The sequence below is a fragment of the Streptomyces kronopolitis genome, assembly GCF_014646275.1.
Lineage (GTDB): Bacteria > Actinomycetota > Actinomycetes > Streptomycetales > Streptomycetaceae > Streptomyces > Streptomyces kronopolitis.
On sequence record NZ_BMND01000027.1, the window covers coordinates 71721 to 82810 of the forward strand.

An 11090-nucleotide genomic window follows, 5' to 3' on the forward strand; every position below is an offset into this window, starting at 1 on the left:
GTGTCCGCTGTGCGGCGCGCCGCCGACCGTCACCGGCCGGGTCTGGTGAATCGCCCAGACAATGGGCCCGGGGCCCTGGAGCCCCGGGCGGCCGTCCGGCCGTCGCAGGCCGCTGCCCGCCGTTCATCGCGGCGGGTCGCCCGGCCGCGGCTCCGGCAGGGCCTCCATCCAGGCGTTGACGGTCTTGGCGGTGGAGGCCGCGTGGTCCTCCATCATCGTGAAGTGGTTGCCCGGTACGTCGGTCACGGCGTCCGCGCCGTCCCAGGAGGCCTGCCACTCCTCCGGTGCGAGCTGTTCGCCCTGCTCGGCGCTCACCGGCGGCTCGCTGGAGCGCACCAGCAGCACCGGGCAGGACAGCCGGTCCGGTGACCAGGCGCCCACGACGTGGATGTACCAGCTCATCGCGGTCAGCCGGTCGGAGTCCATGTGCGCGAAGAGGGACTCGCGGGCGAACATGCCGCCGATCATCTCCCCGGCGAACCGGGTGAACGGCGAGTCCTCGCGCGGCAGATAGGTGTCCAGCAGCGCCACCCCGGCGGGCGGGGTCCCCGCCTTCTCCAGGTGGTGCGCCACGGCGAGGGCCAGGATGCCGCCGGACGACGAGCCGAGCAGGACGAACGGGCCGCCGTCGGCGCACCGCAGCACCGCCTCGGCCTGGAGCCGGACGACCGCGTCGAAGGACGCCGGCAGGTGCTCCGCCCGGCCGAAGCCCGGGGTGGGCAGCGCCCACACGTCGCGGGTGCCGCGGTGGGCGGAGGCGAACCTGGCGTACTGGTGGACACCGGCGAGCGCCACGTACGAGCTGAAGCAGATCAGCGCCGGCTCGGGCGCCTCCGGGGAGTCGCCGCCCCGCGCGAGGCGTACGGGGGTGCACTGCGCCCCGGCGTCCTGCGGCGCGTCGAACGTCGGCCGCAGCCGGGCGGCCGCCTGCAGCAGCGCGAAGCCCTCCTCGACCCGTCCCGACTCGCAGGCTCCCCGGAAGAGGGCGCCGAGGGTGTCCTGTGCGCGCGCCGGCGCGGACGACCGGTCGTCGGAACCCGCGGCGCCGGACCGCGGGAGGGCGCCCGCGGTCAGCTCCTCGCCCAGCCGGGCGGCGAGGTCCTGCGGGGTGGCGACATCGAACACGAGGGTGGGCGGCAGCCGCAGGCCGGTGACGGTGCCGAGCTGGTTGCGCAACTCCACGGCGGTCAGCGAGTCGAAGCCCAACTCGGTGAAATCGCGGTCCGGTTCGACGTCGTCGGGCGAGCCGTGGCCGAGGACCGCGGCGACCTGGCGCCGGACCAGATCGAGCAGCAGCGCGTCCCGCCCTTCGGGGCCGGCGTCCGTGAGCCGGGCGAGCAGATCATCCTTGTCCGCGGCGGACGCGGAGACCGTGCGCCGGGTGCGGCCGGGAGCGGCGCCGTCCAGCAGTGCCGCCTGTCCGCCGCTGCCCAGGGCCAGGGTGACCAGGGCCGGGTCGCCGGTAGCCAGTGCGGCGTCGAACAGCGCGAGCCCGTCCTCGGCGGAGAGCGGCCGCATCCCGCCGCGGGCCATCCGCCGCCGGTCGGTGTCGGCGAGTCCGGTGGTCATCCCGCCGTCCTCGGCCCACAACCCCCAGGCCAGGGAGGTGGCCGGCAGCCCCTGGGCCGCCCGGTGCCCGGCCAGACCGTCCAGGAAGGCGTTGGCGGCCGCGTAGTTGGCCTGCCCTGCCGAGCCGAAGGTGCCGGCCGCGGAGGAGAACAGCACGAAGGCGGACAGTTTCTGATCCTTCGTCAGCTCGTGCAGCAGCCAGGCGGCGTCGGCCTTGGGCCGCAGCGTCCGGTCGATCCGCTCCTCGTCGAGGGCGGTCAGCACACCGTCGTCGACGACCCCGGCGAGATGCACGACCGCGGTCAGCGGGTGCTCCGCCGGGACCGAGGCGAGCAGCGCCGCCACATCGGCCCGCTCGGCGACATCGCAGGCCGCCAGTGAGACCTCCGCTCCTTGCTCCGCCAGCTCCGCGCGGAGCCGGTCCGCCCCGTCGGCCGCGGGGCCGCGGCGGCTCGCCAGCAGCAGGTGCCGCACACCGTGCCGGGCGACCAGATGGCGTGCCAGGAGTTGCCCCAGCGCGCCGGTCGCCCCGGTGACCAGCACCGTGCCGTCCGGCTCGAACGGCGGCTGCGGGGCCTGCGGGGCCCGGGGAGGCTCGACGCGGGTGAGCTGCGGCAACCGCAGCACACCGTCCCGCAGCACCGCCTGCGCGGGGGCGGCGGCCACCGCGTCCGCGAGCGCGCCGCGGGACGCCTCACTGTGGTCGAGGTCGAGCAGCCACAGCCGCCCGGGGTGTTCCCGCTGCGCGGAGCGGACCAGCCCGCACAGCGCCGCGCCCGCGAGGTCACCGACGTCCTCGCCCGGCGCGGCGGCGACCGCGCCCCGGGTGACCAGCACCAGCCGGGAGCCGGCGAACCGCTCCTCGGCGAGCCACTGGCGGCAGGTGGCGAGGGTGGTGGCGAGCAGCCCCCGGACGTCGGGGGCGGCGGCCGTGCCGGCGGCCGTACCGGTGTCCGTGGCGCACTCCAGCAGCACGGTGTCGGGCATCGTCATGCCCGTGTCCACCGCGGCCGCCAGCGCGTCGAGGTCGGCGTAGGACTCGGTGTGCACACCGGCGCCGTCCAGTGCCTCCGTGATCCCGGAGTCCCCGGCACTGCCGGGCGCGGCGCCGGCCGGGCTGCCGAGCACGACCCAACGTGCGGCCCCCGAGCGCGCGGGCACGGGGGTGGCCCGCCAGTCGACGCGCAGCGGCGCCGGTGGCCCTGTCTGCGGGACGGCGGGCAGCTGCTCGGAGGTGACCGTGCGCAGGGTCAGCGCGTCGGCGCTCGCGACGGGACGCCCGGAGACATCGGTGACCAGCACCGAGAAGGCGTCGTTCCGCCCCTCGGCGGGCGCCAGGCGGACCCGCAGCGCATCGGCCCCCTCGGCATGGAACGTGACCCCGCTCCAGGCGAACGGCAGCATCGCGCCGCCGCCCCCCTCGGTGCCGTCACCCGCGTCCCGGCCGCCGACGAGCAGCGTCTGCACGGCCGCGTCGAGCAGTGCGGGGTGCAGCGTGAACCGTGCGGCGTCGGCGCGGTACGGCTCGGGCAGGGCGGCCTCGGCGTACAGCTCCTCGCCGCGCCGCCAGACCCGTCCGAGCCCCCGGAACGCGGGCCCGTAGGCGAATCCGGCCTCGGCGAAGGCGTCGTACCACTCCCCCGTTCCGACCGGCTCAGCACCCTCGGGCGGCCAACTGCCGGGCACCACCGGCTCGTTCGCCGGGGCGGTGGCCAAGGTGCCCTGGGCGTGCCTGGCCCACGGCGCGTCGTCGCCCTCCGCCACGGGCCGGGAGTGCACGGTGAACGACCGGCACCCGGCGTCGTCGGGTGCGCTCACCGCGACCTGGAGCTGGACCGCGCCACGCTCCGGAAGCACGAGCGGCGCCTCCAGGGTGAGTTCGGCGAGATGGTCGCAGCCGGTCCGGTCACCGGCGCTGACGGCCAGGTCGAGATAGGCCGTCGCCGGCAGGATCACCCTGCCCAGCACCGCGTGGTCGGCGAGCCAGGCATGGGTGGCCAGGGACAGCCGCCCGGTGAACACCACCGACTCCGCACCGGCCACAGTGACCGCCGCGCCGAGCAGCGGGTGACCGGCCGCGCGCAGCCCCACGGCGTCCAGGTCGCCCGCCGCGGCCACCGCGTCCCACCAGTAGCGCCGCCGCTGGAAGGCATAGGTCGGCAGGTCGACGCGGCGGGCACCGGGGAACAGCGCGGCCCAGTCGAGACCGGCACCCGAGGTGTGCAGCGCTCCGACCGCGGACATGACCCCGTGCGTCTCGGGCCGGTCCTTGCGCAGCGCGGGAATCAGCGTCCGCTCGCCATCGAGGCACGCCTGCGCCATCGCGGTCAGCGTGCCGTCCGGCCCGATCTCCAGGAACCGGGTCACGCCCTGCTCCTCCAGCCGCCGGATGCCGTCGGCGAAGCGCACGGCCTCACGGACGTGCCGCACCCAGTAGGCGGGTGAGGTCAGTTCTTGGGGTGTGGCGAGTTGACCGGTGACGTTCGAGACGACCGGGATGCGGGGTGCCTCGAACGTCAGGCTTTCCGCGACCGTGCGGAAGTCGTCGAGCATCGGCTCCATCAGCGGGGAGTGGAAGGCGTGGCTGACCGTGAGCCGCTTGACCTTCCGGCCCTCGGACTCGAAGCGCTCGGCGACCTCCGAAACCGCGGCTTCCTCGCCGGAGACCACGACCGACTGCGGGCCGTTCACAGCGGCGATGCTCACCCGCTGCTCCTGGCCCTCCAACAGCGGCAACACCTCATCCTCGGAGGCCTGAAGCGCGACCATCGCGCCACCCGCCGGAAGCGCCTGCATCAGACGACCACGAGCCGCCACCAGACGGCAGGCGTCCTCCAACGACAACACACCCGCGACGTGCGCGGCCACCAACTCACCGATGGAATGCCCCACCAGGTAGTCCGGCCGGACACCGAACGACTCCACCAGCCGGAACAGCGCCACCTCGAACGCGAACAACGCCGGCTGAGTGAACCCCGTCCGACTCAGCAGCTCGGCGTCCTCACCGAACACCACATCCCGCAGGGCCGAGTCCAACTCACCCTCGAAGTGCGCACACACCGCGTCGAAGGCATCCGCGAAGACCGGGAAGGAGTCATACAACTCCCGGCCCATTCCCGCACGTTGGGCACCCTGGCCCGCGAACAGCAGCGCTGTTCTGCCCTCGCCGCGTACGACTCCGGTGAGGACGTGCGCCGGGGCCTCTCCGTTCGCCAGTGCGCTCAGGCCGCTCAGCAGCTCGTCGCGGGTGGCACCCACCAGGGCGGCGCGGTGTTCGAAGGCGGACCGGGTCGTGGCCAGGGAGAGTCCCACGTCCCGCGGGTCGGCGTCGGGCCGGGCCGCGAGGTGGGTGTGCAGCCGGCCGGCCTGGGCGCGGAGGGCGTCGCGGGTGGTGCCGCTGAGCGTCCAGGTGACGGGCACGGACGGGGTGCGGGCCGGCGGCGGGGCGGGAGTGGCCGGGGCCTGTTCCAGGATGGCGTGCACATTGGTGCCGCTGATGCCGAAGGAGGAGATGCCCGCCCGTCGCGGCCGGTCGGTGTCGGGCCACTCCACGGGGTCCGTGAGCAGCCGTACGTTCCCCTCCGACCAGTCCACATGGGTCGACGGCCGGTCGATGTGCAAGGTGGGCGGCAGGGTGCCGTGCTGGAGTGCAAGCACCATCTTGATCAGACCCGCCACACCGGCGGCGGCCTGGGTGTGGCCGATGTTGGACTTGACGGAGCCGAGCCACAGCGGCCGGTCGGTCTCCCGGTCCCGGCCGTAGGTCGCCAGGAGCGCCTGGGCCTCGATGGGGTCGCCGAGGGTGGTGCCGGTGCCGTGGGCCTCGACGGCGTCGACGTCCGTTCCGGACAGGCCGGCGCCGGCCAGGGCCTCGCGGATCACCCGTTGCTGGGAGGGGCCGTTGGGGGCGGTCAGGCCGTTCGAGGCGCCGTCCTGGTTGACGGCGGAGCCGCGGAGCAGCGCCAGTACCGTGTGGCCGTTGCGCTGTGCGTCGGAGAGCCGCTCGACCAGGACGACGCCGACGCCCTCGGAGAAGCCGGTGCCGTCGGTCCGGTCGGCGAACGCCTTGCAGCGGCCGTCGGGGGCCAGGCCCTGCTGGCGGCTGAAGTCCAGGAAGAGTCCCGGGGTGGACATCACGGTGACGCCGCCGGCCAGCGCGAGGTCGCACTCGCCCGAGCGGAGGGCCTGCGCCGCGAGGTGGAGGGCGACGAGGGAGGAGGAGCAGGCGGTGTCGACGGTGACCGCGGGGCCTTCCAGACCGAAGGTGTAGGAGAGGCGGCCGGACATGACGCTCGCCGAGTTGCCGGTGCCGAGGTGGGCCTCGGCGTCCGGTGCCGGGGCGAGGGAACGGGAGGAGTAGTCCTGGTAGTTGGTGCCGGCGAAGACGCCGGTGCGGCTGCCGCGCAGCGACACCGGGTCGATCCCGGCCCGCTCGAACGCCTCCCACGACGTCTCCAGCAGCAACCGCTGCTGCGGATCCATCGCCACCGCCTCCCGCGGCGAAATACCGAAGAAGCCCGCGTCGAAGCCACCGACATCATCGAGGAATCCACCGGCACGGGTGTAACTCCGCCCGGGCACACCCGGCTCCGGGTCGTAGAGCGCCTCCACGTCCCAGCCGCGGTCCGCCGGCCACTCACCGATCGCGTCCACACCACCCGCCAGCAGCCGCCAGAACTCCTCCGGCGAACCCACCCCGCCAGGGAAGCGGCAGCTCATCGCGACGATGGCGATGGGGTCGTCCTCGGGGGCGGTGGCCCGGGAGGGGGCCGGGGTGGCCGGGTCCTGGGCCTCGTCGAGGTGGAGTTCGGTCCTCAGCCGGGTGGCCAGGGCCGCCGGGGTCGGGTGGTCGAAGATGAGGGTGGCCGGAAGGCGGGTGCCGATGGCCGTGCTGAGCGCGTTGCGGAGTTCGACGGCCATGAGGGAGTCGAAGCCCAGCTCGCGGAAGGCCCGGTGGGGGGCGATCTCGTCGGGGTCGCTGTGGTTGAGAACGGCGGCGATATGGGCGCGGACGAGTTCCGACAGGGCCTGGCGCTGCTCGGCCTCGTCCAGGGCGGCGAGCTGCCGGGCGAGTGTGGGGCCTTCGGTGGTGTCCTCGGTCGCCGGTGCGGCGGTTGCTCGGGCCCGCTGCGCGTCGGGGAGGTCGGCGATCAGGGGCCGGGTGCGGGCCGTGGTGTAGGCGTGGGTGAAGGTGTCCCAGTCGATGTCGGTGACGGCCAGGGTGGTGTCGTCGTGGTCGAGGGCGCGTTGCAGTGCGGCTACGGCGGACTGCGGGTCCATGACGCGTACGCCGTGCCGGTGGAGCCGCTCGCCGACGGTGCCCTCGGCCATGCCGGCCTCCGCCCAGGGGCCCCAGGCGATGGAGGTGGCCCGGTGGCCGGCGGCGCGGCGCTGCTGGGCCAGGGCGTCGAGGTAGGCGTTGCCGGGGGCGTAGTTGGCGTGGCCCGGTGCGCCGATGGTGCCGGCGGTGGAGGAGAACAGCACGAAGGCCGACAGGTCGTGTGCCCGGGTCAGCTCGTCGAGGTTGCGTGCGCCGCCGGCCTTGACCCGGAGGACCCCGGCCAGTTGGGCGGGGGTGAGGGAGTTGATCGTCCCGTCGTCGAGGACCGCCGCGGTGTGCAGGACGGCGGTCAGCGGCCGGTCGGCGGGGATGGTGTCGAGGAGGGCGGCGAGCGCGTCGCGGTCGGCGATGTCGCAGGCCGCGAATTCGGCGTGGGTGCCGAACTCAGCCAATTCTGCCGCGAGTTCGTCCGTGCCGGGGGTGTCGGCGCCGCGCCTGCTGACGAGCAGCAGATGGGGTGCGCCGTTGCGGGCGAGCCAGCGGGCCACGTGCCGGCCGAGGGCGCCGGTGCCGCCGGTGACCAGGACGGTGCCCTCGGGTGCCCAGCGCCGGGCGGTGTCGAGTGCGCCGGTGGCGGCGCGGACCAGGCGCCGGGCGAGGATGCCGTGCGGGCGGATCGCCAGCTGGTCCTCGTCGCCGAGGCCGGCGAGGGCCCGGACCACGGCGGTGGCCGCGGCCGGGTCCAGGGTCGCGGGCAGGTCGAGCAGTCCGCCCCAGCGCTCCGGCTGCTCCAGGGCGACCACCCGGCCGAAGCCCCACACCAGGGCCTGGTGGGGTGCGGTGACGCCGCGCAGCGGGTCGGTGGTGACGGCGCCGCGGGTGGCGAACCACAGGGGGGCCTGCACACCGAGGTCGTCGAGGGCCTGGACGAGGGCGACGGTGGCGGCGAAGCCGCGGGGCAGGCCGGGGTGGGCTCCGTGCTCGTCCTCGTCCAGGGCGAGCAGGGAGACGATGCCGGCGACCGGGGGCGGCGGCGCGTCCGGGGCGGTCGTGCCGCGCAGGGCCGCCTCGATCGTCCCGGCGAGCGCGGCGCGGTCCCCATCGGTGTCCACGAGCACGGTGACGGGCTGCGCACCGGCCGCGGCGAGTGCCGTCGTCAGGTCGTCGGCCGGGGCGTGGTCGCCGGGGGTGAGGAGCAGCCAGGTGCCGCGGAGGGTGGCGGGAGCGGTGCCGGCGGGGACGGGCTTCCAGGTGATGCGGTAGCGCCACGAGTCGGCCTGCGCGCCCTCGCGGTGGCGCCGGCGGTAGTCGGACAGTGCGGGCAGCAGCGCGTCGAGGGTGGCCGGGTCGAGGGAGAGTGCGGCGCCGAGGGTGTCGGCGTCGCCGCTCTCGACGGCTTCCCAGAAGCGGGAGTCGGTGGCGTCGCCGGGGCCGCCGCGCAGCGCGGGGGCGGGCTCGGGCCAGTAGCGGCGCCGCTGGAAGGGGTAGGTCGGCAGGGCGATCCGCCGGGCGCCGCCGGCTCCGGCGGGGTCGAGGACGGTGCGCCAGGTGACGGGCCCGCCGGCGACGAAGAGTTCGGCGAGGGAGGTCAGGAACCGCCGTGGGCCGCCCTCTCCCTTGCGGAGGGTGCCGACGACGGCGGCGTCCGTGAGGTCGAGTGCGTCGAGCGTCTCGCGTACGGCGGTCGTCACCACGGGGTGCGGGGAGGCCTCGACGTAGGCGCGGTAGTCGTGTTCGGCCAGGGAGCGGACGGCGTGTTCGAAGCGGACGGTGCGGCGCAGGTTGCGGTACCAGTACTCGGCGTCGAGCCGGCCGGTGTCGATCCAGTCGCCGGTGACCGTGGAGAAGAACGGGGTGGCGCCGCTGCGCGGGCGCACCGGTGCGAGGTCGGCGAGCAGTTGCTCGCGGATCTCCTCGACCTGTGCGGAGTGGGACGCGTAGTCGACCGGTATCCGGCGGACCTGGGCGCCGTCGGCCTGCAGCGCGGCGAACAGCTCGTCGAGGGCGTCCGCCGCGCCGGAGACGACCACGGAGCGGGGGCCGTTGACGGCGGCGACGGAGATGGCGTCGCCCCAGGGGGCGAGGCGCTCCTCCACCTCGGGCAGCGGCAGCAGGACGGACATCATGCCGCCGCGGCCCGCGAGCGCGGTCAGCGCGCGGCTGCGCAGGACGACGACGCGGGCGGCGTCCTCCAGGCTCAGCGCCCCGGCGACGCAGGCGGCGGCGATCTCGCCCTGGCTGTGTCCCACGACGGCGTCGGGCTGCACGCCCCGGGCGCGCCAGAGCCCGGCCAGGGCGACCATGACGGCGAACAGGGCGGGCTGGACGACGTCGACGCGGTCGAGGGAGGGTGCTCCCGGCGCGCCGCGCAGCACCTCGTCGAGAGACCAGTCGGTGAACTGCTCCACGGCGCGGGCGCATTCGGTGAAGCGGGCGCGGAACTCCGGGTCGGTGTCGAGGAGTTCGGTGGCCATGCCCGCCCACTGGGAGCCCTGGCCGGGGAAGACGAAGGCGGTGCGGCCGTCCGTGCCGCTGGTGCCGCGTACCACTCCGGGGGCCGGGGCGTCGCGGGCGAGCAGGTCCAGCCCGCGGCGCAGCTCCTCGTGGTCGGCGGCGAGCACGGCGGCCCGGTGCTCGAAGGTGGTGCGGGTGGTGGCCAGCGACCAGGCGAGGTCGGACAGCGGCGGCGGGGTCGGGCCGGAGAGCCGCTCGTGCAGCCGGGCGGCGAGGGTGCGCAGCGATTCCGCGGTGCGCGCGGAGAGCGGGAAGGCGAGGTCCCGGGGTTCGGTGTCCGTCCCGGGGGCGGTGTCCGGCTCCGGGGCTCCGTCGGCCTCGGGGGCGGGTTCCCGGGCCGGGGCCTGTTCGAGGATGACGTGGGCGTTGGTGCCGCTGACGCCGAAGGAGGAGACCGCGGCCCGGCGCGGCCGCCCGTGGTCGGGCCAGTCGGTGGCCTCGGCCAGCAGCGACACGTTCCCCGCCGACCAGTCGACGTGCGACGAGGGCCGGTCGATGTGCAGGGTCGAGGGCATCAGCCCTTCCTGGAGGGCGAGCACGATCTTGATGACGCCGGCCGCGCCGGCGGCGGCCTGGGTGTGCCCGATGTTGGACTTCACCGAGCCCAGCCACAGCGGCTGCCGCTCGTCCCGGTCCTGTCCGTAGGTCGCCAGGAGCGCCTGGGCCTCGATGGGGTCGCCGAGGGTCGTGCCGGTGCCGTGGGCCTCCACCATGTCGACGTCCGCGGTGGCCAGGCCCGCGCCGGACAGCGCCTGCCAGATGACGCGTTGCTGGGAGGGGCCGTTGGGGGCGGTCAGGCCGTTCGAGGCGCCGTCCTGGTTGACGGCGGAGCCGCGCAGGACGGCCAGCACGGGGTGCCCGTGGCGCCGGGCGTCGGAGAGCCGCTCGACGAGGAGCATGCCCGCGCCCTCGCCCCAGGCGGTGCCGTCGGCCGCGTCCGCGAAGGCCTTGCAGCGGCCGTCGGCGGCCAGTCCGCGCTGCCGGCTGAACTCCAGGAACAGGCCGGGCGTGGACATCACGGTGACGCCGCCGGCCAGCGCGAGGTCGCATTCGCCCGAGCGGAGGGCCTGCGCCCCGAGGTGGAGGGCGACGAGCGAGGAGGAGCAGGCGGTGTCGACGGTGACCGCGGGCCCCTCCAGGCCCAGCGCGTAGGAGACCCGGCCGGACACCACGCTGGCGGCGTTGCCGGTGCCGATGTGGCCTTCCAGCCCTTCCGCGGCGCCGAGCAGCAGCGCGGTGTAGTCCTGCCCGTTGGTGCCGGCGAAGACGCCGGTGCGGCTGCCGCGCAGCTCCGCCGGGTCGATCCCGGCCCGCTCGAACGCCTCCCACGACGTCTCCAGCAGCAACCGCTGCTGCGGATCCATCGCCACCGCCTCCCGCGGCGAAATACCGAAGAAACCCGCATCGAAGCCACCGACATCGTCCAGGAAACCACCGGCACGGGTGTAACTCCGCCCCGGCACACCCGGCTCGGGATCGTAGAGCGCCTCCACGTCCCACCCGCGGTCCGCCGGCCACTCACCGATCGCGTCCACACCACCCGCCAGCAGCCGCCAGAACTCCTCCGGCGAACCCACCCCACCGGGAAAACGGCAGCTCATCGCCACGATCGCCACCGGTTCCTGGCGCCCGGCCTCCACTTCCTGGAGGCGCTGGCGGGTCTGGTGGAGGTCGCTGGTGACCTTCTTGAGGTACTCGAGGAGCTTCTCTTCGTTCATGCACCCTC

General features: G+C 75.0%; 1 protein-coding gene. It reads right to left on the bottom strand.

All coding sequences use genetic code 11. The annotated features are described in order from the left end of the window. Positions 1–123: 123 nt before the first annotated feature. The gene (locus IEY78_RS25160) at positions 124–11082 is read right to left on the bottom strand and encodes a type I polyketide synthase (RefSeq protein ID WP_189101940.1); all 10959 of its coding nucleotides are present in this window, start codon (positions 11080–11082) and stop codon (positions 124–126) included. Positions 11083–11090 lie beyond the last annotated feature (8 nt).